General features: G+C 61.7%; 21 protein-coding genes. 15 read left to right on the forward strand and 6 right to left on the reverse strand.

Features of this window, described 5'->3' with window-relative positions; genetic code table 11:
• Positions 1-280: 280 nt before the first annotated feature.
• Positions 281-1,651, forward strand: a complete 1,371-nt coding sequence (locus DW195_RS04900; protein WP_233540820.1) for an amidohydrolase family protein — start codon at positions 281-283, stop codon at positions 1,649-1,651.
• 133 nt (positions 1,652-1,784) lie between these two features.
• Here DW195_RS04900 and DW195_RS04905 read toward each other — a convergent pair whose 3' ends face one another.
• The 4 genes from DW195_RS04905 to DW195_RS04920 form a co-directional block, all read right to left on the reverse strand.
• Positions 1,785-2,258 (reverse strand): hypothetical protein, encoded by a 474-nt coding sequence (locus DW195_RS04905; RefSeq protein ID WP_118206024.1) that lies wholly within the window; start codon positions 2,256-2,258, stop codon positions 1,785-1,787.
• A 112-nt stretch (positions 2,259-2,370) separates the two neighbouring features.
• The gene (locus DW195_RS04910) at positions 2,371-2,643 is read right to left on the reverse strand and encodes a metal-sensing transcriptional repressor (protein WP_117583949.1); all 273 of its coding nucleotides are present in this window, start codon (positions 2,641-2,643) and stop codon (positions 2,371-2,373) included.
• A 48-nt stretch (positions 2,644-2,691) separates the two neighbouring features.
• Positions 2,692-2,913 carry a heavy-metal-associated domain-containing protein gene (locus tag DW195_RS04915; RefSeq protein WP_006235338.1) on the reverse strand — a complete coding sequence of 74 codons (222 nt, stop codon included), beginning with the start codon at positions 2,911-2,913 and terminating at the stop codon, positions 2,692-2,694.
• A gap of 147 nt (positions 2,914-3,060) precedes the next feature.
• The gene (locus DW195_RS04920) at positions 3,061-5,400 is read right to left on the reverse strand and encodes a cation-translocating P-type ATPase (protein ID WP_118206025.1); all 2,340 of its coding nucleotides are present in this window, start codon (positions 5,398-5,400) and stop codon (positions 3,061-3,063) included.
• Positions 5,401-5,960: 560 nt separating this feature from the next.
• Here DW195_RS04920 and DW195_RS04925 point away from each other — a divergent pair.
• From DW195_RS04925 to DW195_RS04980, 13 genes are all read left to right on the forward strand, one after another.
• Complete coding sequence (locus DW195_RS04925; RefSeq protein WP_118206026.1) at positions 5,961-8,231, forward strand: DEAD/DEAH box helicase; 2,271 nt, start codon at positions 5,961-5,963, stop codon at positions 8,229-8,231.
• A gap of 627 nt (positions 8,232-8,858) precedes the next feature.
• A complete protein-coding gene (locus tag DW195_RS04930; RefSeq protein WP_199576312.1) occupies positions 8,859-9,434 on the forward strand; it encodes a 4Fe-4S ferredoxin in 576 nt (191 codons plus the stop codon).
• A 12-nt stretch (positions 9,435-9,446) separates the two neighbouring features.
• Positions 9,447-9,620, forward strand: a complete 174-nt coding sequence (locus DW195_RS10745; RefSeq protein ID WP_370215087.1) for a 4Fe-4S binding protein — start codon at positions 9,447-9,449, stop codon at positions 9,618-9,620.
• Between the two features lie 280 nt (positions 9,621-9,900).
• Positions 9,901-10,413, forward strand: coding sequence for a PTS glucose transporter subunit IIA (locus tag DW195_RS04935; RefSeq protein ID WP_158559620.1), 513 nt, complete (start codon positions 9,901-9,903; stop codon positions 10,411-10,413).
• 18 nt (positions 10,414-10,431) lie between these two features.
• On the forward strand, positions 10,432-11,286 hold the full coding sequence (locus DW195_RS04940) for a PRD domain-containing protein (protein WP_117862088.1): 855 nt from the start codon (positions 10,432-10,434) through the stop codon (positions 11,284-11,286).
• 99 nt (positions 11,287-11,385) lie between these two features.
• Complete coding sequence (locus tag DW195_RS04945) at positions 11,386-13,002, forward strand: PTS transporter subunit EIIC (protein WP_118206027.1); 1,617 nt, start codon at positions 11,386-11,388, stop codon at positions 13,000-13,002.
• A 3-nt stretch (positions 13,003-13,005) separates the two neighbouring features.
• Complete coding sequence (locus tag DW195_RS04950; RefSeq protein ID WP_117583957.1) at positions 13,006-14,388, forward strand: 6-phospho-alpha-glucosidase; 1,383 nt, start codon at positions 13,006-13,008, stop codon at positions 14,386-14,388.
• A gap of 256 nt (positions 14,389-14,644) precedes the next feature.
• Positions 14,645-16,477 carry an NAD(P)-binding protein gene (locus DW195_RS04955; RefSeq protein ID WP_118206028.1) on the forward strand — a complete coding sequence of 611 codons (1,833 nt, stop codon included), beginning with the start codon at positions 14,645-14,647 and terminating at the stop codon, positions 16,475-16,477.
• A gap of 50 nt (positions 16,478-16,527) precedes the next feature.
• A complete protein-coding gene (locus DW195_RS04960) occupies positions 16,528-18,282 on the forward strand; it encodes an NADH-dependent [FeFe] hydrogenase, group A6 (protein WP_118206052.1) in 1,755 nt (584 codons plus the stop codon).
• A gap of 2 nt (positions 18,283-18,284) precedes the next feature.
• Positions 18,285-19,340 carry an ABC transporter substrate-binding protein gene (locus tag DW195_RS04965; RefSeq protein WP_118206029.1) on the forward strand — a complete coding sequence of 352 codons (1,056 nt, stop codon included), beginning with the start codon at positions 18,285-18,287 and terminating at the stop codon, positions 19,338-19,340.
• A 3-nt stretch (positions 19,341-19,343) separates the two neighbouring features.
• Entirely contained in the window at positions 19,344-20,720 is a 1,377-nt protein-coding gene (locus DW195_RS04970) for an ATP-binding cassette domain-containing protein (protein ID WP_147356487.1), read from the forward strand.
• A gap of 214 nt (positions 20,721-20,934) precedes the next feature.
• Positions 20,935-21,138: a hypothetical protein gene (locus DW195_RS04975; RefSeq protein ID WP_117734431.1), complete on the forward strand. Its 204-nt coding sequence runs from the start codon at positions 20,935-20,937 to the stop codon at positions 21,136-21,138.
• Between the two features lie 88 nt (positions 21,139-21,226).
• The gene (locus DW195_RS04980; RefSeq protein ID WP_147356488.1) at positions 21,227-22,138 is read left to right on the forward strand and encodes a CPBP family intramembrane glutamic endopeptidase; all 912 of its coding nucleotides are present in this window, start codon (positions 21,227-21,229) and stop codon (positions 22,136-22,138) included.
• Here the strand turns inward: DW195_RS04980 and DW195_RS04985 are convergent.
• Positions 22,135-24,276, reverse strand: a complete 2,142-nt coding sequence (locus DW195_RS04985; protein ID WP_233540822.1) for a YgiQ family radical SAM protein — start codon at positions 24,274-24,276, stop codon at positions 22,135-22,137. The genes DW195_RS04980 and DW195_RS04985 overlap by 4 nt on opposite strands.
• A gap of 253 nt (positions 24,277-24,529) precedes the next feature.
• On the opposite strand from DW195_RS04985, the gene DW195_RS04990 reads away from it, so the two are divergent.
• Complete coding sequence (locus DW195_RS04990) at positions 24,530-25,249, forward strand: YoaK family protein (RefSeq protein WP_118206033.1); 720 nt, start codon at positions 24,530-24,532, stop codon at positions 25,247-25,249.
• Between the two features lie 79 nt (positions 25,250-25,328).
• On the opposite strand, the gene DW195_RS04995 is transcribed toward DW195_RS04990, so the two are convergent.
• Positions 25,329-25,865, reverse strand: a complete 537-nt coding sequence (locus DW195_RS04995; protein ID WP_117757906.1) for a hypothetical protein — start codon at positions 25,863-25,865, stop codon at positions 25,329-25,331.
• Positions 25,866-25,879: the final 14 nt, after the last annotated feature.

Consider the following 25,879-nt stretch of genomic DNA (forward strand, 5'->3'; position numbering starts at 1 on the left):
TCTGTAACGTTTAGAGTTTGTTTGAGCTCGTAATTGTTACAGATCGAGACAAGCCGGTGAAACGTCGACCGAATGTCTCGATCTGTAACATCAGGGGGCCCAATAACCCTGTACCTGTTATAGATCGAGAGATTTCCCTAGTGCCGCTGGGATGGGACTGCAACGTATTCCGTCCCCCACATCCTCTCTTCCTTCCGTTAACCGATGCGTCTGCAGCAATCCAGCGGGACTAGGTGATAATGGACAAATGTTCAAGTTAATCGTGAGGGAGGAGCTCGATATGGCATCTGCCGATCGTTCCACGTTGTTTATCAATGCGACCATTCTGGATGGTTCGGAGCATATGGAGCCGCAACCCGATATGGCCGTGACTGTTGAGCGCGGCGTCATCACCTGGATGGGGCCGAGTGCTGTGGCGCAGGCGCCTGCAGGTGCCGAGGTTATCGACCTGGGTGGTGCGTATCTCATGCCCGGTCTCATCAATATGCACGTGCACCTGTGCGGCTCGGGCAAGCCTGTCTCGGCCGGCGATGCGGGAGCGCTGATGAAGAAACTCGATAATCCCGTGGGCCGTGCCATCGTCTGCCGCATCCTCAAGGGCAGTGCCCAGCAGCAGCTGGCAAGCGGCGTGACCACGGTGCGCGGCGCGGGCGACCCGTTGTTTGCCGACATTGCCGTGCGCGACGCTATCGACGCCGGCAAGTATCAGGGTCCGCGCCTGGTGGCGCCGGGAACGGGCGTCACGGTGCCGGGCGGCCATGGCGCGGGCTTGTTCGCCCAGGTGGCCAACAGCCCCGTCGAGGCAGCCGAGCAGGTGCGAGACCTGTATGCGCGCGGCGCCGACGTCATTAAGCTGTTCGTAACGGGCGGTGTGTTCGATGCGACCGAGGTGGGCGAGCCGGGCGTGCTGCGTATGCCGGTGGAGGTTGCCGCGGCGGCGTGCAAGGCGGCGCACGAGGTGGGCCTGCCGGTTATGGCCCATGTCGAGAGTACCGAGGGCGTGAAGGCCGCGCTTGAGGCCGGCGTCGATACGATCGAGCACGGTGCCCCGATGACGCCCGAGATCCTGGAGCTGTACCGTGGCGCCGCGGGCACGCAGCTCGAGGGACGTGCGCCCAGCGTTACCTGCACGATCAGCCCGGCGCTACCGTTTGTATTGCTCGACCCGGAAAAGACCCATTCGACCGATACGCAAAAGAAGAACGGCGACATCGTGTGCTCGGGCATTATCGAGAGTGCTCGTGCGGCGCTGGAAGCTGGCGTTAAGGTGGGCCTTGGCACAGATTCGAGCTGCCCGTTCGTGACGCAGTACGACATGTGGCGTGAGGTGGCCTATTTTGCCAAGTATGTCGGCGTGAGCAACGCCTTCGCGCTGCATACGGCTACGCAGGTCAATGCCGAGCTCCTGGGGCTGGGCGGCGAGACCGGTGCGATCGAGTGCGGCAAGGCCGCCGATATTCTGGTGACGCGCAAGAATCCGCTCGATGACCTGTGCGCTCTGCGTGAGCCGATACATGTGATGTGTCGCGGTGATCTGGTACGCAAGCTCAAGGTAAAGCGTATTCCCGAGGTGGACGCCGAGCTCGACGCGATTATGGCCATGCCGGCCGAGGCGCTGGCCGAGGAGCTCGCCCGCGACGGTGTGGCATAGGTGTGACAAAGGTGTAGCTCCGTTGCCACATACAAAAAGCCGAGGTCTCAACACGAGGCCTCGGCTTTTTTATCGAACAAATACTTAAGATTTGGGACAAACAAACCTGATTAATTTGTCCCGCGTGCGGGCGCTAAGAGCGGGTTTCCATCTTGGCGTGGCACTTGGGGCAGGTGACGCGGATCTTGCCTTTGCCCTTGGGGACGGAGAGCATCTGGCCGCAGTTGGGACACTTGAGGTATGCCGTGGTTTTGCGGCCCTTCCACATCTTCTTGGCCGTGCGCTTGGCACGCTCAAAGTCTTCCTTGCTGGTGCCGGCCGCACGCGAGGCGTTGGCGGCCGCAGTCCCGCCGCCCAAGCTGGCGACGAACTTGCCTAGGCCGGGGACGTTTGCGGTCGCCGCGACAAAGGCATCGTTCTCCTTGCGGCGCGCGTCGATGTTTTTGGACAGGCCGCGCAGCACGCCCAACACGATCACGGCGATGGCGATCCAGCTGAGCCACTGGATACGGGCCATCGATCCGATCATCGCGATGACGATTCCGGCAAAGCCCATCACGATGGTGAGCTCATCGGCGCCGTTGCGACCCTTCATAAAGTCATTCATGCACATTGCCTTTCATTCGATATGCTGCACGCCTTTATACCCGATTTAGAGCAAGGGGGACAAGTTCATCTGCACCAATGTGGTGCAAACGTACCTGTCCCCATTGCACCAATTACTTGGCGAGTTTGTCGACGACGCGTTCGATCTCGGCGAGCTTGGCGGCTTTGAGCTCCTCGTCGCCCGATTCGATGGCCGAGGCGACGCAGCCCTCAATGTGGGCCTTGAGCACGTCGGCGTTAATGCGCGCGAGGAGCGCCTGCGTTGCCATGAGCTGCGTGGAAATATCGACGCAGTAGCGGTCCTCCTCGACCATCCGCAGGATGCCGTCGATTTGACCGCGTGCCGTCTTGAGCATGCGGGTCACCGATTTATGGTCTGCCATCATGGCGGGTCCTCGTTTCTGGTCGATGGGGTCGAATGTCTCTGGTAGCTGCTACGCGGCGGTTACGGACAGGGCGTGGAACTTCTCGCCGGCGCCCTCGACGGCGGCAGCAAGCTGCTCGGCGGTCACGGTGTCGGCGCACTCCACCTGTACGGTCTGAGTCTCGTGATCGGCATCGGCGTCGGTCACGCCGGCAACGTTGAGCAGTGCCGTCTCGACAGTAGCGTCGCAGTGGCCGCACATGAGGCCGGAAGTCTTGATTGTGTAACGCATGGGTATTCCTCTCTGTTATGTCGGCTTTCCCAGGCACCCGACCTTGACCTTCAAGCCGTCGCTCGCGTACCAAAGTACGCGTCGCTCCTCTTTCAGGTCAATCTCGGGCACCTGGAAAACCCGTTCTAAATGGACTTAATGGTGAGCCTATTTTGCCACTTTCGGCTTAAAGGTTCGCAGGCGTAGAGCGTTGCTTACGACGCACACGCTCGACAGGCTCATGGCCGCAGCGCCAAACATCGGCGAGAGCTGCCATCCGGTGAGCGGGAAGAACACGCCCGCCGCCAGCGGAATGCCGATGCCGTTGTAGAACAGCGCCCAGAACAGGTCCTGCTTGATGTTGCGGATCGTGGCGCGCGAAAGCTCGATGGCGCGGGCGACGTCCATGAGGTCGCTGCGCATGAGTACCACGTCGGCGCCCTCCTTGGCGATGTCGGCGCCGGTGCCAATGGCAAGGCCCACGTCGGCGCGCGCCAGGGCGGGGGAGTCGTTGATGCCGTCGCCCACCATGGCGACCTTGCTGCCCGCATCCTGCAGTTCGCGCACGTGGCGTTCCTTGTCGGCGGGCAGGACGTCGGCGATGACCTGCGCACGGTCGAGTCCCACACGGTGGGCGATTGCTTCGGCAGTGACGCGGTTGTCGCCGGTGAGCATGCGCACGTCGACGCCGAGCTTGCGGAGCGCGGCGATGGCCTCGGCGCTCGTCTCCTTGACCTCGTCAGCCACGGCAATGGTGCCGGCAAGCTCGCCGTTCTTGGCAAAGAACAGCGGCGTCTTGCCTTCGGCAGCAAATTGCTCGGCAAGACCCGCGGGCACGGTAACGCCCAACTCGTTCATCAGGCACACGTTACCAGCGGCAATGGCGTTTTGCCCCTCGCGTGCCGTAACGCCACGACCGGGCACGGCAGCAAAGTCCTCGACCATGCGCGCGACGATTCCGCGCGACTCGCACTCGGCCATAATCGCCTCGGCCAGCGGGTGCTCGCTCGAGCGCTCCAACGCGGCGGCCAGCTTGAGCAGCGCCTTTTCGCTCATGGTGGGCGAGCCGTCGGCACGTGCGGCAACCACGATATCGGTCACGGCCGGCTTGCCTCGGGTGACGGTGCCCGTCTTATCGAGCACCACGGCGCCCACGCTGCGCAGGTTCTCTAGCGCCTCGGCGCTCTTAAACAGAATGCCCATTTCGGCGCCCTTGCCGGTGCCCACCATAATGGCGACGGGCGTGGCCAGACCCAGTGCGCACGGACAGCTGATCACCAGCACGGCCACGGCGGAGGTGAGCGCCTCGTTTATGCTGCCGGTCAGTGCCATCCACACCGCAAAGGTTGCGGCCGAAATCACGAACACCACGGGCACGAACACGCCGGCGACCTTGTCGGCCATGCGGGCGATGGGCGCCTTGGTAGCGTTGGCGTCCTCGACGAGCTGGATAATCTTGGCGAGCGACGTATCGGCGCCCACACGCGTGGCGCGGAAGGTAAACGAGCCCGTGCGGTTGACCGTGGCCGCATTGACAGTGTCGCCGGCGGTCTTCTCCACGGGAATGGATTCGCCGGTGAGCGCGCTTTCGTCCACGGCCGAGCTGCCATCGAGCACCACGCCGTCAACGGGGATGGACTCGCCGGGGCGCACACGCAGCACCTGGCCGGGCAGAATGGCATCGACGTCGACGGTGGCCTCGATACCGTCCTCGGCCACGACGGTCGCGGTCTTGGGTGCTAAGTCGATGAGCGCCTCGATAGCGCCGCCGGTTTTGGACTTGCTGCGCGTCTCGAGGTATTTGCCCACGGTGACGAGCGACAGGATGGTGCCGGCGCTCTCAAAATATAGGTTGTCCATGCTCGTCATCATGGCCTCGTGCACCTGACCTGCGGCTAGCTGGTCGGCCATGATGAACATGGCGTAGAGCGACCAGGCGATGGACGCGGTGGCGCCCACGGCGATGAGGGCGTCCATGATAGGCGCGCCGTGCGCGAGCGATTTAAACCCATTGATAAAGTACGCGTCGTTGACATAGACGATGGGGATGAGCAGGACGAGCTCGGTGAGGGCGAGCGTCATGCTGTGGGCATGGTCGGTGAAGACGCCGGGCAGTGGCCAACCGAGCATGTGCCCCATGCCTATGTAGAACAGCGGGATGAGGAAGATGATCGAGACGATGAGGCGGGTGCGCATGGCAGAGGCGGCGGCCTCCAACTTTTTGGTCGGTGACTCCATATGCGCGGCGCCGGACCTGGCTTGCGCACTTCCGCTTTGGACAGCGTCGGTGCCCGTGCTGATGGGCGAGGCCGAGTAGCCCGCGCGGTCGACAGCGGTGCAGATGTCGTCGGAGGTGACCTGCGCGGGGTCGTAGTCGACCATCATGGAACCGGCGAGCAGGTTGACCGCGACGCTTTGGACGCCGTCGAGTTTGCTCACGGCGCGATCCACATGCGCCTGGCAGGCGGCGCATGTCATGCCGCCCACGTCGAACTTATCTTGAGCCATGGTTTCTCCTTTCTGCAGTTCGGTGTTGGAATTGTTAACCTGCCGATACTATACACCCATACCCCCTGGGGGTGTCCAGTGGGGATGAAAATGTATGACATTTCGCTACAGATGCGGGTGGCTGCTCAATCGTTGGCAGCTCATGTCAAACATCTCGATCTGTAACATCTAGCGGGGAAAATGACCTCTAACTGTTACAGATCGAGATTATGTTTTGCGATGTTTGAGTTCGTCTCAATCTGTAACGTGTAGACCCGGTTTTGTCTCGTAACTGTTACAGATTGAGACAATCGGCCCAGGCCCGTCTCGTCCGCTCCGTCATCTGTGGTTTACGTGGGGGCATGCGAAGCACGGGTATACTAACCCGCGGCGAATCTGCTCCATCGCTTAGGGCCGCTGCGTCTGGACGGCGCGTGATAGGGCTGCCAAAGCGATCGCCAGCGTGCTGAGCAACGTCCTCTCTGTGCGCACCCGTTTTTGTATGTATTAGCGCACTACCAAGCACGCCCGCGCGGCCGCATGCCGTGCCCATTGCGCGTGCAGATAAGGAACAACAACATATGCGTAATTCTGTATCCGACGTCACCGACGCCGAGATCCTGGACGAGACCCGCGAGGCCATGACCCAGGCTGCCTTCGATGCCGCCGATGAGGCCAATGCTGCCCAGGCCGTCGAGTCCGCTACCGAGAGCCTGCCCGCCTTTGACGAGCTGGGCCTTTCCGACGAGATGCTTCGTGCCATCGAGAACCTGGGCTACACGGCGCCGACGCCCGTGCAGGCCGGCTCAATCCCCGTGGTGCTCGAGGGCCGCGACCTGCTTGCTGCCGCTCAGACTGGCACCGGCAAGACGGCCGCTTTTTTGCTGCCGACCATGAACAATCTGGAGCACATCGCTCCTCCCAAACCCGTGCGCGAGCGCGGTGGCCGCAACCGCCGTCGCGGTGCTAAAAAGCCCGAGGGCAACGGCCGTGGCCCCGTGATGCTCGTCATCACCCCCACGCGCGAGCTCGCCCAGCAGATCGACGAGGTCGCGAGCAAGATCGCCGACGTCACGGGCCACGTTGCCGTGACCGTCGTGGGCGGCGTGAGCTACAAGCCGCAGACCGCGGCGTTCAAGTACGGCTGCGACATTCTGGTCGCCACGCCGGGCCGTCTGGTCGATCTGATCGAGCAGGGCGCTTGCCACCTGGACGAGGTCAAGGTGCTGGTACTCGACGAGGCCGACCGCATGCTCGACATGGGCTTTTTGCCCGCCGTCCGCCGCATTGTGCGCGAGACGCCGGCCGAGCGCCAGACGCTGCTGTTCTCGGCCACGCTCGACGAGGAAGCCGTGGGCGAGATCACCGACCTGGTGAGCGACCCGGCCCGCGTGGAGATCGCGCCCACCACGTCGACCGCCGACACCGTCGACCAGTTTGTGTTCCCGGTGTCCATCGAGGCCAAGAACAACTTGCTGCCCGAGTTCCTCAAGAAGGAGGGCCCGGAGCGCACCATCGTCTTTATGCGCACCAAGCACCGCGCCGACAGCTGCTGCCGTCGTCTGGAGCGTAAGGGCATCAAGGCCGCCGCGATTCACGGCAACCGCAGCCAGGCCCAGCGCGAGCGTGCCCTTTCGGCCTTCCGCGACGGTACCGTCGACGTGCTGGTGGCAACCGACGTGCTCGCTCGCGGCATCGACATCAGCGACGTGCGCTACGTCGTGAACTTTGACGTGCCGGCCGAGCCGACCGACTACATCCACCGTATTGGCCGTACGGGCCGCGCCGGCGAGCTGGGCTGGGCCATCACGTTTGTGACCGAGCAGGACGTGGACGAGTTCTACGAGATCGAGAAGCTCATGGACAAGACCGCCGACATCTACGAGGCCGGCGACCTGCACGTGGGTCCCAATCCGCCCGCGGTTGATCCCGAGCGCGACCCTGCGGCCTTTAAGGTGAAGAAGAAGACCAAGCGCGGCAAGTCCAAGAGCAAGAAGAAGCTTGAGCAGGCACGTCGCGACGGCAAGCGCAACGGCGACGATTACGGCGATGTTGCCGGTCGTTCCAACCGCGGTCGCGACGAGCGCCGCGGCGACGGCGAGCGTCCGAGCCGTCCCAAGCGCGGCGGGAAGACCCGCGTGCGCGAGGGCGTTCAGGCTCGCGTGGACGAGGCTGTTGAGAGCGTGGCCCGCGAGGTGGCTGCCGAGGAGCGCGCTGGTGCTGGTGCCGCTGAGCAGCCTGCGCGCGGTAACCGTGCCGAGCGTCGTGCCAAGCAGTTCCAGGGTGAGGCACATCGCCGCCGTCGCGAGGATGAGGATCGCGGTGGCCGTCGTCGTGTCGAGCGCGAGGACGAGGGCCGCGGTTCGCGCGGTGGCAAGCGCGGTGCGGGCGACCGCCGTCATTCCGGTCGTGATGACGAGCGCGGTGGCCGTGATGAGCGTCGCGGCGGCGAAGGCCGTGGTTCGCGTGACGAGCGTGGTACCCGCGGTGGCGAGTCCCGCGGCGGCAAGCGCTTTGACGAGCGCGGAGGCCGCGAGGGCGGCCGCGGTGGTGAGCGTCGCGAGGGCGCTCGTGGCAACGGTGGCCGCAGCGGCGCCGGTCGTTCGAATGAGTCGCGCGATCGTCGCGACCCGCGTGCCAGCCGCGATCGTCGCGATGACTGGCGCAACTACGACGACACCCGCGATGAGCGTCGTGGCGGCTATCGTGGCGGGCGTGGCGGCAACCAGGCCGGCTCCCGCGGCGGCCGTGCCGGCGGTCGCGATAATCGTGGCAGCTATGGCAACAGCCGTGGCGGCAAGCGCGGTAGCAGCTCCCGTCGCCCCGGCGACGGCGGCGGCAAGCGCAAATAACATACGCATCGCCCGCTAGAGCGAGGTGAACCAAGGGCCCCGAGCAACTACGTTCGGGGCCCTTTTGTTTGCCGTATCCGATCGCTAGTTCAAATGTGATTTCCTCGGGAATGCATCTAGAGGATGCCGTGGGCTTGTTTCCTGCCATGCAGCAATGGGTCCTATGGGGTGCGCCGTGCATTTTTTGGAGTATTCTGCAGTTCGAGTTGTCTGCATATGATTCGACGTCGCCAACGGTGGCCTTCGGATATCCCTAGCGAGCGTTCCGAGTCAGATTTCGCCGTTTTCCGGAGCAGGGGGCGCGTCATTCTCGCCATGTCGGGACTTAGAATGATACGGCGCCCTACAGTTTTGCCCACCCGCGGCGGTGCTGGCGCGGTCACGTTGCAGAATACTCCGTTTTTTGTACGGGCCAGGATGGGGTACCTCAGGAGAACACGGCGGTATCCCGTAAATATATACAATCTGTACCGTAATTTATACAAAACGAAGAGGCAGACAGCGTAGGGTGGGTGCATTGGGGTGCCTGGCGCACCAAAACGGGGAGCTCCCCCTCATGCGCCGTATACTCTGTCTGAATGTGAAAACGGCTTGACGCGTTGCCAGGCGTAGGGAGAGGGTGCCTCGATGAGCGTATTCGAAATTGTGTTTAGTCCGACGGGTGGAACGCGGAAGGTGTCTGGCCTTGTGGCCGGGGCGCTGGACAATAATACCGTTACCGTCGATCTGACCGATAGCGGGCTAGATCTCAGCGCTGTCTCGATGACTGAGGACGACGTGGCTGTTATCTCCGTGCCAGCGTATGCCGGCAGAGTCCCTGCCATGGCGGTCGACCGACTGAACATGGTTCACGGCAACGGAGCGCGGGCCGTTCTGGTGTGCGTCTACGGAAACCGCGCGTTTGAGGACACGCTCGTAGAGCTGGAGGACGTTGCGAAGCATGCGGGATTCCGGGTAATCGCGGCAGTTGCAGCCATTGCAGAACATTCCATTGCGCGACAGTTTGCTGCCGGTCGTCCGGATGCGCAGGATGCGGCGCAGCTCGCAGAGTTTGCGCAACAAATTCAGCAAAAGCTGTTGGCTGAGGATGCGTCCGAGCCCTCTATCCCCGGCAATCGTCCTTATAAACAAGCTGGAGGTCGCCGTATGGCACCCGAGGCAACAGAGGAATGCGTCTCCTGTGGTGCATGCGCCGCGGCGTGACCCGTTTGTGCTATCGACAAGGGCGACCCCAAGCGAGCAGCTGACGAGGCGTGCATCTCCTGCATGCGCTGCATCGCCGTATGCCCGCGAGGCGCTCGCGAGCTTGATCCCAACGAGCTATCCGCTGTTTCCCAGATGCTGAGCAAGGTTTGCGTCGTGCGGAAGAAATGCGAGCTCTTCATCTAACGCATGCGAAATTGCTGCAAGGAGTGTCCCTGGGTGCCGGCGGGAAAGGAACGTCCCTAAGTGCCGCCTAAATACCGTTTATCGAAGAAAAAATACCGTTCGCCGGTCATAATGATTGTTCCGGCTTTGGGCTTGTCTACAATAATTCGCGTAAAAAAAAATGCGGAAGGTTACCGAGTCCCTCGGACGTGGGCCTAACCAAAGTCTTTGAACGGGTGCGTCTCTATGGATGCATTCGCTTGATTTTGGTTGGGCTATATTTATGAAGGGACATGCCACCATGGGTTTCTTTTCTCGCCTGATGGGCGGTTCGGATGAGCAGAAGACTGCAGCTTCCGAGTTCGAAATCCTCGCTCCCGTTTCCGGCGAGCTTGTTCATCTAGAAAATACCAATGACCCCGCTTTTAGCAGCCGTGCCGTGGGCGATGGCGTTGCCGTGGTTCCCCAAGAGGGAACGGTGTGCGCTCCTGTTTCCGGCACCGTCGCGGCGCTGTTTCCGACTGAGCACGCGCTGGGCATCATGTCCGACGACAGCTCTGCTCAGGTGATGCTGCATATCGGAATCGACACTGTTAAACTTGAGGGCAAGGGCTTCCATGCGCTTGTTGCTCAGGGTGACCATGTCGACGCGGGCCAGCCCCTCGTCGAGGTCGATTTCGAGGCGGTTCGCGCCGCTGGCTTCGACCCCACGGTCTTCGTTATCGTGTGCGAGCGTTCGGAGAACTCGACTCTTCGTGAGCATGCTTCCGGCCCTGTTGCTGTTAAAGAGCCTGTCGTCTGGCTTTCCGAGTAAATTCTTGTGGTGGGTACCGTGGTTATCAAGCGAGTTTTCAACAATAACGTCGCAATGGTCACTTCGGACGATGGCTCCGAGCTCATCGTCATCGGCCGAGGCCTCTGCTTTGGCCGCCATGCCGGCGACGCTATCGACGAGGCGTCGGTCGAAAAGACCTATGCGCTGCAGGAGGGAACTTCTCAGGATTCGCGTACGATTGACCGCTTGGCACATCTTTTGGAGTCCATCCCCACCGTCAACCTCGTGATTTCCGAGGACATCGTTCAGATGCTCCGTCGAGAGCTCAATGTTGATATCAACGACAAGATTCTCATTGCTCTCGCAGACCATATCAGCCTTGCTTTGGAGCGCGAGCGCAAAGGCGTTCCCTGCGAGAACCCGCTGCTGCTCGAGATCCAGCAGTTCTATCGCAAGGAGTACGCGCTTGCGGGCCGTGCGCTGCAGATTATCAAGGAGTATATGGGCATCCAGATGAGCGAAGAAGAGCAGGGTTTTATTACGCTGCATATCGTCAACGCCACCATGCCGCAGCGCTCTGACCGTCTGATTGTTTCGGTCCAGCTTGTTCGCGACGTGCTCGCGATTGTTTCCGAGCACTATGCCACGACCCTTGACGTCACCTCGTTGCCGTACGAGCGTTTCGTTCGCCATCTGCAGTTTTTTGCGCAGCGAGCGCTCGATCCCGCGGCGGGGCAGGTCAATGGCGACGCGCTGTTCCGTATCGATGAAACGGCGTATCCGAGGGCGTTCTCGTGCGCGGAGTCAATTGCCGACCACTTGGCGTCTACCTATAACGTTGTCGTTACCGATGCCGAGAAGAGTTATCTCGCATATCACATTGTTAACCTGCTTGGAGAACCTGGTCTCTAGGCATAACGTGCCCACACATCGATTGATATAAGGCAAGGCTCACGGTCTTGTCTAGGGCACACCTATCTCAATTTGCGGAAAAGGAAGGGGAGTACCGCTATGACCGCAAAAAAGAAGTTCAATTTCAAAGCGCCGTTGGAGGTGTTCGCGAAGTCGATCGTTCAGCCGATGATGTATCTCTCGGTTGCCGGCATCCTGCTCATCGTGGGCATTATTCTGACCAACAAGACCATCTGCGCCGTGATTCCTGTGCTGGGCTCCGGTCCGTTCCAGCTTGTGGGCGCCGTTGTCTATCAGTCGCTGATGTTTATCATCAACAACCTCTCGATTCTGTTCTGCGTGGGCATCGCCGGCGCCATGGCAAAGAAGAACAAGGGCCACGCTTCGCTGATCGCCCTGATGTCGTTCTTCCTGTTCCTGCAGGCTAACAACATCGTGCTCAACGCCACCGGCTCTCTTGCCGAGGCGAACGGTATGCTCGGTCTTACCGGAACCGGCCAGGCCACCGTTATGGGCATCCAGGTGCTCGATACCGGCGTGTTCGGCGGCATCATTCTTGGTTGCATCACCGGTGCCGTGTTCAACAAGTACTCGAACAAGCAGTTCCCCATTGCCCTTTCGATGTTCTCGGGCGTTCGCTTCCCGTTCCTGATCATGATCATCATCTCCTGGATCATGGGCGCCGGCTTCTGCATCGTTTGGCCTCCGGTTCAGGGTGCCATCTCCTCCGTTGCCGGCATCATTAAGGAGTCGGGCAACATCGGTCTGTTTATCTACGGCATGCTCAACAAGCTGCTCGTTCCCACCGGTCTGCATCACCTCATCTACACCCCGTTCCAGTTCTCCGATGTGGGTGGCACCCTGACGCTGGGCGATCAGGTTATCGCCGGCGCCTATCCCATCCGTGTTGCCGAGATGGCAATGACGGGCCAGCCCTTCTCCGATAGCACCTACTTCAACAGCTACACCTTCAACAACCTGTGGCCCTACATCGGCATCGGTCTCGCCTTTATCTTCACCGCCTATAAGCAGAACAAGGACAAGACCAAGGCCGTCATCATCCCGCTGATCATCACCGCCGTGCTTTCCTGCGTGACCGAGCCCATGGACTTCCTCTTTGTCTTTGCCGCTCCCGTGCTCTTTGTCGTCCACTCGGTTCTTTCCGGCATCTTCCTGGTCCTGCTCAAGGTCCTCTCCGTGCCCGCTTCGACTGCAGGCGGCATCATCAACATCGTGGTCTCCAACCTGGTCCTCGGTGTCGATAAGACCAACTGGCCGGTTATGCTGGTGCTTGGAGTCGTCAACGCTGCGCTGTACTTCTTCCTCTTCACCTTCCTTATTAAGAAGCTCAACCTCCACACGCCTGGTCGCGAGGAAGAGTCCGAGCTTGCTGAGTCCGTTGCCGAGGGCGAGGCCGCCGCGTCTGTCGCGGTGAAGCAGGGTGCTGTTGCCGCGACTCCCGCAGAGGGCGTCGATGCGGGCATTGCCGACCTGGTCGCAGGTCTTGGCGGCAAGGACAACATCGAGGAGCTCGAGAACTGCTTTACGCGTCTCCGCGTGAACGTTAAGAACCCGGACCTCATCGATGAGAACCTTATCAACCACGTGCCCAACAGCGGCATCAACCGCAACGGCAACAATATCCAGATCATCTTTGGCATGAAGGTCGCCGAGATGCGCGACAAGGTCGAAAACGCAATTGAGAAGGAGCAGTAAACAATGATCATTACTCTGTGTGGTGGCGGATCCACCTTTACCCCCGGCATCGTCAAGTCCATCGCTCTTCGCAAGGACGAGCTCGACGTTGACGAGATTCGTCTGTACGACATCAACGAGGAGCGCCAGCGCAAGATCGGCGTGCTCGTGGACTGGATTTTGCACGAGGACCTTGGCCTGGACATCAAGCTCACGGTGACCACCGACAAGGAGACTGCCTTTACGGACGCGAGCTTCGTGTTTGCCCAGATGCGCGTGGGCGGCTATGCCATGCGCGAGCAGGACGAGAAGATTCCGCTGCGTCACGGCTGCGTGGGCCAGGAGACCTGCGGTTGCGGCGGCCTTGCCTACGGCATGCGCACCATCTTCCCCATGGTCGAGCTGATTGACGACGTTGAGAAGTATGCCAAGAAGGACTACTGGATTCTTAACTACTCCAACCCTGCCGCCATCGTCTCCGAGGGCTGCCGCGTCCTGCGTCCCAACGCTCGCATCATCAACATCTGCGACATGCCGATCGCGATTATCGACGTGGTTTGCGCCGCGCTCGATATCGACAAGAAGGATGTCGAGTACGATTACTTTGGTCTCAACCACTTTGGTTGGTTCACCTCGATCCGCCACAAGGGCGAGGAGGTGCTCCCGCAGCTGCGCGAGTACATCAAGGAGCATGAGATTCTGCTGCCCGATTCCTACCTCAAGGGCATGAGCTCGCTGATGTCCAAGAAGCCCGAGGAGGCCACCGACGAGCACCCCGAGCAGAACCGCCACACCAAGGGCAGCTGGTACTACGTCTGGAAGGGCGAGTACGAGATCATGGAGTGCTTCCCGGAGTACCTGCCCAACACGTATCTGAACTACTACCTGCAGCAGAAGGAGTTCGTCGAGCATTCCAACCCCGAGCGCACCCGTGCTAACGAGGTTGAGGAAACGCGCGAGAAGAACCTCTTCGACGGCATCGACCATTACGAGAAGACGGGCGAGATCGACGAGAGCACGTTCTATGCGGGCAGCCACGGCGACTGGATTGCCGACCTGGCCATCGCTCTGAAGAACGATACCAAGCAGCGCTTCCTGGTCATTTGCGAGAACAAGGGCGCTATCCCTAACATGCCTTACGACGCCATGGTCGAGCTGCCTGCCTACATTGGCAAGAACGGCCCCGAGGTCATCAGCCGCGACAACATTCCTCTGTTCCAGCAGGGCCTCATGATGCAGCAGCTGAACTCCGAGAAGCTCGTGGTCGAGGCTACGATCGAGGGTTCGTACGAGAAGGCACTCAAGGCCTTTACGCTCAACAAGACCGTGCCTTCGATGAAGGTCGCCAAGGAGGTTCTCGACGACATGATCGAGGCCAACAAGGGTTACTGGCCCGAGCTTAAGTAAAAGCAACAGGGTCGCTGGCCGCATACCTAGAGTAATGCCCCGTCCACGTGATTGCGTGGACGGGGCATTGTCATTTGGTAACGCGTTTTATCAAATATGGCATTTATCTGCGGTAATGTTCTATTTCACCGCTGAGGGTGACATTTCATGCCGCCTGCCGAACTGCGTTGAGACCTAACAACTTTTTAGGTCAGTGTTGTGCGTGTAGCAATTTCGCCCGGCCTCGCCTCCGGGCTGCCATGTGAGAGGGGATCTTATGGCTCGACTGCATGTAATGGAACGCAGCCACGCTCAGGCCGTCATGGACGACCTGCACGATGCGCTCGGACGTCGTCTGGCGGTGAGCTCGCTCGCCCCGTGTCCCGTGGAGTTTACGGCAGCGCTCGTCAACCTGTGCTCCACCCAGAGCTGCGGCAAGTGCACGCCCTGTCGCGTGGGCCTGAGCGCGCTGAGCGACCTGCTTGCCGATGTGCTCGAGGGCCGCGCCGACGAGTCCACGCTCAACCTGATTGAGCGCACGGCCCGCACTATCTACCTTTCGAGTGACTGCGCCATCGGTTACGAGGCCGGCGCCATGGCACTCACGGCTATTCGTGGCTTCCGTGATGACTTTGAGCACCACATCCGTGAGCATTCCTGCGGCTTTGATCGCGAGGCCCGCGTTCCGTGTGTCTCGGGCTGCCCGGCACACGTCGACATTCCCGGTTACATTTCGCTCGTCGAGGCCGGCCGCTATGCTGATGCCGTCAAGGTCATCCGCAAGAACAACCCGCTGCCGCTCGTCTGCGGTCTGGTGTGCGAGCATCCCTGCGAGATGCACTGTCGCCGTGGCATGGTCGACGACCCCATGAACATCCTCGCCCTCAAGCGTTTTGCCGTTGAGCACAGTGACCTCAACGATCACAAGCCGCATGTAGTGGACAACACCGGTAAGCGCGTTGCTGTGATCGGCGGCGGCCCGGCCGGCCTTTCCTGCGCCTACTACCTGGCCGTGATGGGCCATAAGGTGACCATCTTTGAGCAGCGCCACCACCTGGGCGGCATGCTGCGCTACGGCATCCCCAGCTATCGTCTGCCGCGCGAGCGCTTGCAGGCCGAGATCGACTGGATCTTGAGCGCCGGCATCGATGCGGAACTCGACCACTCCGTGAACGGCGAGGAGCTTGTCCGCCTGCGCGACGAGTTCGATGCCGTCTACCTGGCCATTGGCGCCCACAGCGATAAGAAGCTCGGCCTTCCGGGCGAGGAAGCGCTCGGCGTGGAGTCGGCCGTCAAGATGCTGCGCGCCATCGGCGACGACGAGCTGCCCGACCTGAGCGGCCAGCGCGTGTGCGTCATCGGCGGCGGCAACGTGGCCATGGACGTGGCGCGCTCCGCCGTGCGCTGCGGTGCCGAAAAGGTGAGCATCGTCTACCGCCGTCGCATCTGCGACATGACGGCCCAGGACGCCGAGATCGCCGGCGCCCAGGCCGAGGGCTGCGAGGTACTGGAGTTGACCGCCCCGCTCGCTATCGAGACGGGCGAGGAAGGTCGCGTGAGTGGCCTGCGCGTGCAGCCGCAGATCATCGGCGAGCCCCGTCGTGGGCGTCCGGCCCCGCGTGCCGCCGCCACGCCCGAGCGCGTCATTCCCTGCGAGCGCGTGTTTGTGGCCATTGGCCAGGACATCGATTCCAAGCCGTTTGAGGACATGGGCATCGCCTGCAAGTGGGGTCGCGTCGTCACCGATTCGGATGGCGCCGTGCCTAACTTCGATGGCCTCTTTAGCGGCGGTGACTGCCAGACCGGCCCCGCCACCGTCATCCGTGCCATCAACGCCGGCCGCGTTGCTTCGGCAAATATCGACCGCTATCTGGGCTTTGACCACAAGATCAAACTCGACGTTGAGCTGCCGACCGTGCAGTTTAAGGGCAAGCACGAGTGCGGCCGCTGCGAGCTGGGCGAGCGCGAAGCCGGCGAGCGCATCCACGATTGGAATCTGGTCGAGCAAGGTCTTACCGAGGAGGAGGCACGCCAGGAGGCAAGCCGCTGCCTGCGTTGCGACCACTTTGGCTTTGGCGCGTTCCGCGGAGGGAGGAACCTGGAATGGTAGAGCCCAACAAAACCACTGTCAGCGACAACACCGAAAGCGGAGCACTCAACATGGTCAAGCTCACGATCGATAATTGTGAGGTCGTGGTGCCCGAGCACACCACGATCCTGGATGCGGCCAAGTCCGTCGGCATCCAGATTCCCACCCTGTGCTACCTGCGCGATCTGAACGAGATCGGCGGTTGCCGCGTGTGCGTGGTCGAGGTCGAGGGCTGCGACCAGCTGGTTGCCGCCTGCAACAACTACGTGCTCGACGGCATGGTGGTCCATACCAACAGCCCCAAGGCCCGCGAGGCCCGTCGCACCAACGTGCAGCTGCTGCTGTCCCAGCACGACTCGCGCTGTACGAGCTGTGTGCGCAGCGGCAACTGCAACCTGCAGACCATCGCCAACGACCTTGGCATTTTCTATCTGCCGTACGAGCAGCACCTGGCGCGCGAGGGCTGGGACTTCGATTTCCCCATCATCCGCGATAACGACAAGTGCATCAAATGCATGCGCTGCATCAAGGTATGCGAGAGCGTGCAGGGCTTAGGGATTTGGGACCTGACCAACCGCGCCACGCATACCGCCGTGGGTACCCGCGGGCGCGCGCCGATCGGCAAGACCGATTGCGTCGCGTGCGGCCAGTGCATTACACATTGTCCGACGGGCGCACTGCGCGAGCGCGACGATACCGAGACCGTGTTCGATGCTCTCGCCGATCCCGACAAAATCGTGCTGGTGCAGATTGCGCCGGCCGTGCGTAGCGCCTGGGGCGAGGAGCTCGGCATTCCGCGCGAGGAGGCTACCGTCGAGCGCCTGGCTTGCGCGCTGCGCCGCGTTGGCTTTGAGTACGTGTTCGACACCGATTTCTCGGCCGACCTCACCATTATGGAGGAGGGCTCCGAGCTGCTCGAGCGCCTGGGTAAGGCCGCCAAGGGCGAGGGCGACAGTCGCGGCTGGCCCATGTTTACGAGCTGCTGCCCGGGCTGGGTGCGCTTTGTGAAGGCGCGCTATCCGGAGTTTGTCGACAGCCTGTCCACGTCCAAGTCGCCGCAGCAGATGTTTGGCGCCATCGCCAAGACCTACTACGCCAAGGTGCTGGGCGTGGAGCCCGAGCGCCTGTTTGTGGTGTCCGTGATGCCGTGTACGGCCAAGAAGGCCGAGTGTGCGCTGCCGAGCATGGTGGGCGAGGACGGTACGCCCGACGTTGACGTTGCGCTGACGGTGCGCGAGATGGTGCGCATGATTCGCGCGAGCCACGTGAGCGTTGACACGCTTACCGAGGAGCCGCTCGATACGCCGCTGGGCTTTGGCACGGGCGCGGGTGTGATCTTTGGCGCCACGGGCGGCGTGATGGAGGCCGCCGTGCGCTCGGCCTACTACCTGGTGACGGGCAAGAACCCCGATGCCGATTTCTTTACCGACGTGCGCGGCCTGGACGGCTGGAAGGAAGCCGTGGCCGATATCGATGGCACCAAGGTGCGCGTCGCCGTGGCGCACGGGCTGGGCAACGCCGCCCGCCTGCTTGACGCGATTCGCGACGGCCGCGTGAGTTATGACTTCGTCGAGGTCATGGCGTGTCCGGGCGGTTGCGTCGGTGGCGGTGGTCAGCCCATCCATGACGGCTGCGAGCTGGCGGAAGAGCGCGGCCAGGTGCTCTGGGGCCTCGATGCGGCGGCCGACATTCGCTTCTCGCACGAGAACCCCGATGTTCAGGTATGCTATCGCGAGTTCTTGGGTGCGCCGCCCTCGCCGCTGGCCGAGGAATTGCTGCATACCGATCATCACGCATGGACGATGCCTAACGAGGGGACGTGCTAGCGATGCGCGCGTTTGATTTTGAAATGTCGCGCCGGGGGTTTGCCTCGGCGCTCGCCGCGGGCGCCCTGTCACTTGCGCTCGCGGGCTGTGGCGGCGGGGGTGCCGGTGCCGGGTCCGCCGCGGGCTCGGCTGCCACGGACGGCGCCGGTGCTGCCGCAGAGCCGGTCGAGGTGCACGTCGCCTCGCTCAAGGGGCCAACCTCGATTGGTCTGGTGCAGTTTATGGACCGGGCGGCCGATGGCGAGACGGACAATGAGTTCGACTTTGCGATCAATACTGCCGCCGATGAGATTGTGCCCAAGGTCATTCAGGGCGATATCGACATTGCCCTGGTGCCCGCCAACGTGGCGAGTGTGCTCTACAACAAGACCGAGGGCGCGGTGCAGGTCATCGACATCAACACGCTGGGCGTGCTGAATGTGGTGACGGGCGACGCGAGTGTGGCCTCGTTTGGCGATCTGGCGGGCCATACCGTCTATATGACGGGCAAGGGCACCACACCGGAGTACGTCATGAACTACCTGCTGGAGCGCGCAGGTCTGACTGGCCAGGTGGCGCTTGAGTTTAAGAGCGAACCCACCGAGGTGCTGTCGGCCCTGCTTGCCGACCCGTCCGCCGTGGGCGTGCTGCCGGAGCCATTCAAGACCGCTGCCATCGCCAAGAGCGAGGGCAAGCTGTCGGCACCGGTGAGCCTGACCGATGTGTGGGACGAGCTCGCGGGTGACACAGGCTCCCGTTTGCTGACGGGCGTGACCGTGGTGCGCCGTGCCTTTGCCGAGGAGCATCCCGAGGCCGTTGCGGAGTTCTTGAGCTGCCATGCGGCGAGCGTTAAGGCTGTCAATGCGGCGCCGGCAGACTGGGCGCAGGCCGTGGTCGATGCCGGCATCGTGGACAACGCCAAGATCGCCGAAAAGGCGATTCCCGGGTGCATGCTCGTGTGCCAGACGGGGAAAGATATGAAGGCGGCGCTCGGTGGATACCTGCAGGTGCTGGCCGATGCGGATGCGAGCGCCGTGGGCGGTAAGCTCCCGGCTGACGATTTCTACTACATGGAGTAGCCCGTGCGTGCGTTTGCTCGACAAATGACAGAGCGTATGAAGGCGGTGGCGGCAGGTGGTGCTGTCGCCGCCTTTTGGCTTGCCGTGTGGATGCTGGTGGCGGCGCTGGTGGCGCAGCCGCTGATTTTGCCGGGGCCGGGTGCTGTTGCCTTGGCGCTGCTGCGCCTGGTGTGCGATGGCGGTACCTGGGCGATTTTGGCGGGCTCGGGCGCGCGGATACTGGGCGGGCTGGCACTTGCCGCGGTGTGCGGCGGCGTGCTGGCGGGAGTCTCGGTGCGGTCGCGTGCGTTTGCGCACCTGGTGGCTCCGGCGCTGTCGTTTGTAAAGGCGACGCCGGTCGCCTGCGTGGTGGTCCTGTTGCTTATCTGGCTGGGATCGGCGCGCGTGAGCATCGCGGCAGTCTTTTTGATGGCGCTGCCGGGCGTGTATTTTTCGCTGGCCGAGGGCTTGGCACAGGTGAATAAACCGCTGAAGCAGATGTTCCGCCTGCATGGCGTGCGGGGCTGGCGACTGTTTTGCGCCCATACCTGGCGCGAAGTTCTGCCGTTTGTGCTTTCGTGCGCCCGTGCCGTGATTGGCATGAGCTGGAAGGCCGGCGTGGCGGCGGAGCTGATCGGCATGGCGACGGACACCGTGGGTGAGCGCATCTATCAGGCAAAGCTTTTGATTGAGACGGCTGATCTGCTGGCGTGGACCGTGTTGGTCGTGGCGGCATCGTGGGCATGCGAGCGCGTGCTGGTGTGGCTGCTGCGGGCTTCGGGGCCTGCGGCGTGGCGTGCGGCGGTGCAGTCGCATGGGCATGGATTGCGCGGCCGTGCGGGGGCTGCGAGCGATGGCGCTGCGGCGGAGCTTGCGCTTGCCGTGGGCGATCGCGCGCCCTGGGCACCGGCGCTCGACGGGCTGGTGCTCAACGTGCCCGCGGGTGGGCGTATCTGTGTGATGGGCGCCTCGGGTGTGGGCAAGTCGACGCTCCTTGCCCTTGCGGCGGGGGAGTGCGCGCCGTGCTCCATGGTGTTTCAGGATGTGCGCCTGGTCGAGGATGCTTCTGCCCTGGATAACGTGCTGGTGTGCGCCGACGCGCGCGTGAGTGCTTCGAGCGCTGCGGCCTTGCTGCGCCGGTTGGTGCCGGGAATCGACGTGCATGCGCGCGTGGCCGAGCTTTCGGGTGGACAGCGCCGTCGTGTCGAGATCGCCCGCGCCCTGCTGTGTGGCGGCTGTGCCGTCATTTTGGATGAGCCCTTTACCGGCCTGGACACCTTTGCGCGCGATGCGACGGCCGAGGTCATGCTCGACCTCCTCAATGGCCGCATGCTGTTGCTTGCCACGCACGATGTCGCCGACGCTCAGGCCCTCAATATCTCGGACATCATCACGCTCTAAATACCTACTCAGCAACAAAATAATCCGTTTTTCTCCGTCCCCATGGGGCGGGTGTGGTATTCTATCTGCGGGGTAATACTTAGGAATACCAAGTAATACCAACGCCGCAGAAACAAACTCCGGATGCGGGCCAATCGGGTTGCCTTCACAGCCCGTCGCCCAGCCGCGTGGCCCGCATCTATCCGCACTACCGTCGTTTCAAAAAGGAAGCGCCATGGCAGAACACATGACCCCGGTAGTCGCGAAGGTCTTGCCCGAGGAAAAGGCGGCCTTCGCGGCGGCAACCCAACTTGTGGGCACCACGCCGTCCAACGCAATCCGCATGTTCATCGCCGCGTTCAATCGCTGCGGCACCTTCCCGTTCGACATCTCGCCCAACGGGGCTTTTGGCACTGCGCCCGATTCTCATCAACAATGACTGTCCCAAACTGCCGGCACTTGGGGACGTTCTTTTTCTGCCGGCAGTTAAGGAACGTCCCTAAGTGCCGGGTTTTGAGGAGGTTGGCATGCTCAATGCGCTGGTTTGGGCGCTTGCCTGTTTTGGTGTTGTTGCTGCCGATATTGCCCTGAGCATTGTTTTGTTCTCCGCGCTGGACATCGTGTCGGCACTGACGGGTTTCCCGATCGACAACCTCGATATCCAATGGTTCCAGGCTGCCGCTCAGACGGCGTCGTTTTTGATGGCGCTGCTGTGGTGGCGCTATCTGTGGCCCCGCTCCTTCATGGCGCGCCGGCAAGGTGAGCGCCCGCTCGGCGGGGGAGCAAATGCTGCATGGAAGCGCATCGCATGCGTTGTCGTGATCGGCCTATCCATGCAGGCGGTCATTAGCTACCTATGCGACGGCGTGCTGTCGCTGCTGCCCGAGGTTGCGGCAGACTATAGCGAGCTCGTCGAGGAAACAGGCATGGGCGATACCAACCTTCTTGCCGTCCTGACCACGGTGCTCGGCGCTCCCTTTTGCGAGGAGTTGTTGGTGCGCGGCATCATTTTTGAGTTTTCGCTTCGAGCGTTTAACCCGCAGTGCCGCCCACTTTGGAAGCGCCTGCGTCGCACGCGGGCGCAAGACGGCGCCATGGTGCCCTGGGCGGCCCCGAGTACCTGGGGTATCGCCGCGGCGGTCGTGTTGCAGGCGGCGATCTTCGGTTTTATGCACATGAACTGGGTGCAGGGCTGCTATGCAGGTGCCGCCGGCCTCATCTTTGGCTGGGTGCTCGTGACCACCGGAAAGCTCCGCTACACGATCCTGCTGCACTTTGCCTTTAACGCTGGGTCGTACCTGATGGGTCTGTTGTGGTTTGTGAACACACCGCTCGACGTGATAATCACGGTCACCATAGCCGGCATAATCCTCGTGGAGACGATGCGCTCACTGCGCCACGCATGCGAGACGGGCATAGAGACAGCACCGCTGTCCTAATTGCGGCGTCCGCCGCCGTTGGCGCCCTGACGTCCCTGGGCCGCGCGGTTACGGCCGGCGGTGTTCTGCGCACGCGACATGCCACCGTGGCCCTTGCTGCCCTTGGGCCCCTTGCCGGTGGCGCCGCCGTGGGCCTTGCCGCCCTTCTTGCCGGTGCCGTGTCCGCCGCCAGCAGACGTCTCGCCCGGGCGCGGGGGCACGGGACGAATCAGGCAATGCTTGGTGTAGCCAATCAGATCGCGGCGGCCGGCTTTTTCCAGCGCCTCGTGCACGAGCTTGTAGTTCTCGGGTTTGCGGTACTGGATGAGCGCACGCTGCATGGCCTTCTCGTGCGGGTCGCGTGCCACGTAGATCGGCTGCATGGTGCGTGGGTCCACGCCGGTGTAGTACATGCAGGTCGACATGGTGGACGGGGTGGGGTAGAAGTCCTGCACTTGTTCGGGCATGTAGCCCATGTCGCGCACGGCCTCGGCAAGGTCCACGGCTTCCTTCATCGTCGAGCCGGGATGGCTCGAGATCAGATACGGCACCACGTACTGCTTGAGTCCGTATTCACGGTTCAGGCGTTCAAATTTACGGCAGAACGCGTCGTAGACGGCGCGGCTCGGCTTGCCCATCACGGACAGCACCGCGTCGCTCACGTGCTCGGGCGCTACGCGTAGCTGGCCCGAGACATGGTGCTCCAGCAGCTCGCGCAAAAACTCGTCCGAGGAGTCGGCCATGGTGTAGTCAAAGCGGATGCCGCTGCGGACGAAGACCTTCTTGACGCCCGGCAGCTGGCGCAGGTCGCGCAGCAGCTGCGTGTATCCGCTCTCGTCGACCACCATGTTTTTGCACACGCTCGGCCACAGGCAGCGCTTGTTCCTGCACACGCCGTGCTTGAGCTGCTTGTCGCAGGCCGGGCGGCTAAAGTTAGCCGTCGGTCCGCCCACGTCGTTGATGTAGCCTTTAAACTCGGGATCGCGCGTGAGCAGCTCGGCCTCGCGCATGATCGAGTCGTGGCTGCGCATCTGCAGCACGCGTCCCTGGTGGAAGGTGAGCGCGCAAAACGAGCACTCGCCAAAACAGCCGCGGTTGGAGCTAATGGAAAACTTGATCTCGGCAAAGGCCGGCACGCCGCCTGCCGCGTCGTAGTCGGGATGCCAATCGCGTGCGTAGGGGAGTTCGGCAACCTCGTCCATCTCATCGGTGGTGAGCGTCGCCGACGGCGGGTTCTGCACCACATAGACGCTGTTGGGGTAGGGCTCTACCAGGCGATGGCCGGTGATGGGGTCCATATTCTGCTGCTGCACGTTAAAGCTGCGCGCGTAGTTGAGCTTGTCAGCGGCAAGGTCGTCCCAGCTGGGCAGCAGGTCGTAGTCGTAGACCTCGTCGAGCGAACCCGTGCGGTAGACGGTACCGTTGACGTAGGTGATCTGATCGACAGGCAGTCCGGCATCGAGCGCGTCGGCGATCTCGACGATCGCATGCTCGCCCATGCCGTAGATGAGGATGTCGGCGCCCGAGTCGAGCAGTACCGAGCGCTTGAGTTTGTCCTGCCAGTAGTCGTAGTGGGCCAGGCGGCGCAGGCTTGCCTCGATGCCGCCGATGATGATGGGAGCGTCCTTGAACGTCTGGCGGATGAGGTTGCCGTAGACCGTGACGGCTCGGTTGGGACGGCGCCCCTCCTCGCCGCCGGGGGTATAGGCATCGGTGTGGCGGCGGTGCTTGGTCACCGAATAGTGGTTGACCATGGAGTCCATGTTGCCGGCGCTGACGAGAAAGCCCAGGCGCGGCTCGCCGAGCACGGTGATACTGGCGGGGTCGGTCCAGTCGGGCTGGCAGATGATACCCACCTTGTAGCCGTGCGCATCGAGCACGCGGCTGATGATGGCCATGCCAAAGCTCGGATGGTCCACGTAGGCATCGCCGCAGATGTAGACAAAGTCGCACTGGTCCCAGCCACGCGCATCCATGTCGGCGCGGCTGACGGGGAGGAACCTATCGCGGCCCGGGCGCCAGGGGCGGGCGGGCGTCGCTTGGGAATGCTTGGTGCGGGCGACCGTGGCCTGCGCCTTGCCGCCGCGCTTTTGTTGCTGGCCCTGTTTGCCCTGCTGACTGCGCTGGTTGTTCTGAGCGTGCTGAGGCTTTTTTGCCACGATCCCTCCCGGTGTTTGTATGCTGCACGTAATTGTAACCAGTCTTTTTGGGACGGGGCTAAAAAGACTGGTGGAGTACACGAGCTGGCGGATCGGCGTGTCGGTGCGGGTGTCGTTTGTTTCCAGACTGTGTATCCCTGCGCTGAAGGGTTCGTCTCGCGCGCACGCCATGTTGTCAATGGGTTACAGTATGAACGGCGGCTATGTTTCCGCCAACGCACGAGAGGGTCGTCAACAAGGAGGATGCACGACGATGCAGCGTGCCAAACAGATATCGGAGTCCATCGAACTGGGCATTATCCTGGCGCTCGCCGGCGGCTTTATGGATGTGTATTCGTACATTGGGCGCGACCATGTTTTCGCAAACGCGCAGACGGGCAACATCCTGCTTGTGGGCGTGAGCATCTCGGAGGGCAATTGGGCACTTGCGGGGCGCTACTTCTTCCCCGTGGTGTCGTTTGCCGTGGGCATTATGCTTGCCGACCTGGTACACGAACGGTTTGGCAGCGTGATTCACTGGCGCCAAGTGACGGTGTTCTTTGAAGCCGTCATCTTGCTGGGCGTGAGCTTTATCCCCGGTGGCGGTTACAACCTGCTCGCCAACTGCCTCACTTCGTTTGCCTGCGGCATGCAGGTCGAGAGCTTCCGCAAGATCCACGGTCACGGCATCGCTACGACCATGTGCATCGGCAACTTGCGCAACGCCCTGCAAAACGTGGACGACTATATCATCACCCACAAGCGCGGCTTTTTGGAAAACGGCGCACTGTACTTTGGCGTGATCTTCACCTTTGTGTTTGGCGCCGTGCTGGGCAACTGGTGCATTGAGCGCATGGGCCTGCACGCCATTGCGGTGGCGAGCATGCTGCTGTTTATCGCGTTTGCCATCATGTTTATCGATCGCGAACGCGACTTGCACAGGAAATGGGCCCGCATCGTAGCTGACTGGCAGACCACGAGTCTTAAGCGCTAAGGTGCATGTTCGTAACAACATTCAGGAGCCAGAAAAACTATCTAGCTCCTGAATGTTGTTACGAACTGCTTTTTGCGATTTATTCGAGATGCTCTTCAATCCGAGCCCTAAGAAGGGCAATGGCTGTAGGTATTCCAATTGCGGCGGCTAATTCGGCTTTATCCAAAACCTGTATGCTAAAGCACGATTGTTTATCACATTGAAGGACGATAACTGAAGATAGCTTCACTTCCTGTTGGCTGAATATATCGTAATCTCCAAATAGGAAGTTACCTTTTATTGCGTAATTCGGTATGTTCGTTACGCACTTCATCTCAAGTCTGTTTAGACCATAATCGAACACCGCAACTTCCTTGTGTTCGATGATGAGCGCAACCCTGGGCATGTTGCTAAAGCCACCGTCGACGACAGTGAAGAGTTTTTCATTCGCATCGTCATAAACGGTATATTTAAGACTCGATAGCTGTCCTAGTGGACCCGTGAACCCATGTCTTTTGATGTTGAGGTTGTCTCCCGCTGGGTTGATGAGAGCCAGAGTATGCGGATAAGGATTACCTTCAATTGAGATTCGATATTCGTTTGTAGCCGTCTTGCTCGATTTAGGACCAGTAGCCATCACGCGTCATCGCC

It is taken from the genome of Collinsella sp. AM17-1 (assembly GCF_003470665.1).
In the GTDB taxonomy this organism is placed as follows: Bacteria; Actinomycetota; Coriobacteriia; order Coriobacteriales; family Coriobacteriaceae; genus Collinsella.

Bases quoted from the DNA above. Each gene is read 5' to 3' on its own strand.
- DW195_RS04900 (WP_233540820.1), top strand. From the start codon at position 281: ATGGCATCTGCCGATCGTTCCACGTTGTTTATCAATGCGACCATTCTG.
- DW195_RS04905 (WP_118206024.1), bottom strand. From the start codon at position 2,258: ATGAATGACTTTATGAAGGGTCGCAACGGCGCCGATGAGCTCACCATC.
- DW195_RS04910 (WP_117583949.1), bottom strand. From the start codon at position 2,643: ATGATGGCAGACCATAAATCGGTGACCCGCATGCTCAAGACGGCACGC.
- DW195_RS04915 (WP_006235338.1), bottom strand. From the start codon at position 2,913: ATGCGTTACACAATCAAGACTTCCGGCCTCATGTGCGGCCACTGCGAC.
- DW195_RS04920 (WP_118206025.1), bottom strand. From the start codon at position 5,400: ATGGCTCAAGATAAGTTCGACGTGGGCGGCATGACATGCGCCGCCTGC.
- DW195_RS04925 (WP_118206026.1), top strand. From the start codon at position 5,961: ATGCGTAATTCTGTATCCGACGTCACCGACGCCGAGATCCTGGACGAG.
- DW195_RS04930 (WP_199576312.1), top strand. From the start codon at position 8,859: ATGAGCGTATTCGAAATTGTGTTTAGTCCGACGGGTGGAACGCGGAAG.
- DW195_RS04935 (WP_158559620.1), top strand. From the start codon at position 9,901: ATGGGTTTCTTTTCTCGCCTGATGGGCGGTTCGGATGAGCAGAAGACT.
- DW195_RS04945 (WP_118206027.1), top strand. From the start codon at position 11,386: ATGACCGCAAAAAAGAAGTTCAATTTCAAAGCGCCGTTGGAGGTGTTC.
- DW195_RS04950 (WP_117583957.1), top strand. From the start codon at position 13,006: ATGATCATTACTCTGTGTGGTGGCGGATCCACCTTTACCCCCGGCATC.
- DW195_RS04955 (WP_118206028.1), top strand. From the start codon at position 14,645: ATGGCTCGACTGCATGTAATGGAACGCAGCCACGCTCAGGCCGTCATG.
- DW195_RS04960 (WP_118206052.1), top strand. From the start codon at position 16,528: ATGGTCAAGCTCACGATCGATAATTGTGAGGTCGTGGTGCCCGAGCAC.
- DW195_RS04965 (WP_118206029.1), top strand. From the start codon at position 18,285: ATGCGCGCGTTTGATTTTGAAATGTCGCGCCGGGGGTTTGCCTCGGCG.
- DW195_RS04975 (WP_117734431.1), top strand. From the start codon at position 20,935: ATGGCAGAACACATGACCCCGGTAGTCGCGAAGGTCTTGCCCGAGGAA.
- DW195_RS04980 (WP_147356488.1), top strand. From the start codon at position 21,227: ATGCTCAATGCGCTGGTTTGGGCGCTTGCCTGTTTTGGTGTTGTTGCT.
- DW195_RS04990 (WP_118206033.1), top strand. From the start codon at position 24,530: ATGCAGCGTGCCAAACAGATATCGGAGTCCATCGAACTGGGCATTATC.
- DW195_RS04995 (WP_117757906.1), bottom strand. From the start codon at position 25,865: ATGGCTACTGGTCCTAAATCGAGCAAGACGGCTACAAACGAATATCGA.